Below are 1,051 nucleotides of genomic sequence, written 5' to 3'. Positions count from 1 at the left end.
CAACACCGTAATGAGTGACCGTGTCATTGGCCTTGGAATTGAAGAGTTTCGGCCAATCGCAGAAGTGATTGCTATCGCTGCTGAAAACAGTAAACCGCTTGCATTACTTGGTGCGTTACGTACCGGTGCAATCGACGTGATTGCTACCAGTGTAAGCAACGCTTTGACAGTATTGAACTTGGATGAGCAGATGCACGGCAACGCGGCATCTGAGAGTTAGCACAAATAATATGCAACTTATGTAATCAGGCTGCGAGGATTTATAAATGACTCGCAGCCTGATTTCGTTTTCAAGTTAAAAATATTCTCTAGGAGTAGCTTTAAATTTGTACACCTACTCTGGAGAAAACAATGAAAAAGACACTTCTTGCTGCACTGATTATCGGGATAACTGGTGCGGCGCACGCCGAGCAAAAAGTCGTAGCGGGTTACTTTGCGGATTGGCAGTACGCGAACGCAGAAAACCCATACACGGTGAAAGATATTCCCGCCGATAAACTGACACATGTGATTTACGCGTTTCTCAGTATGTGCGGTCCTCATACCGGTGCTTCTGAAACGGTGCAAAACCTAGTAGCTAAACAATGCGAAGGAAAAGATCCCTATACGGCGATCATTGTCGATACCGAAGCGGCACTGGAAAAGAACTTTGGCGCTGTCTCAGTTAACGTGCCATACAAAGGTCACTTCGCTCAACTTGCCGAAATGAAGAAACAACATCCTGATCTCAAAATTCTTCCTTCTTTTGGTGGTTGGACAATGTCCGAACCGTTCCATGCTATGGCGAAAAACAAACAAGCGATGGATCAGTTCTCAAAAAGTGCCGTTGAGTTGCTTGCTCAATATGATTTCTTTGATGGCATTGATTTGGATTGGGAATACCCAGGCGGTGGCGGTTTAACAACGTCGCCTTGGAACCCAGATACCAAGCTTTCTGATGAACAAAAAGCGTCTGAGCGTGAGGCGTTTACCTACTTGGTGAAAACCATGCGTGCAGAGTTAGATGAACTCACAAATCAAACCAAACGTGAATACGAACTTTCTACGGCGG

At 45.4% G+C, this 1,051-nt stretch carries 2 protein-coding genes; both read left to right on the top strand.

Annotation, left to right across the window (positions count from 1 at the left end; genetic code table 11):
- Nucleotides 1–220: sugar-binding domain-containing protein (locus R7E47_RS25275; protein WP_318085556.1), on the top strand; the 220-nt coding region annotated here is incomplete at its 5' end.
- Nucleotides 221–351: 131 nt separating this feature from the next.
- Nucleotides 352–1,051 (top strand): glycosyl hydrolase family 18 protein (locus R7E47_RS25270; RefSeq protein WP_318085554.1); only part of this gene is annotated, 700 nt, incomplete at its 3' end.

This window comes from Vibrio sp. Vb1026, from assembly GCF_033338745.1.
Lineage (GTDB): Bacteria > Pseudomonadota > Gammaproteobacteria > Enterobacterales > Vibrionaceae > Vibrio > Vibrio alginolyticus.
The sequence above is the reverse complement of the archived record's forward strand: the minus strand, read 5'-3'. Positions and strand labels throughout refer to the sequence as shown.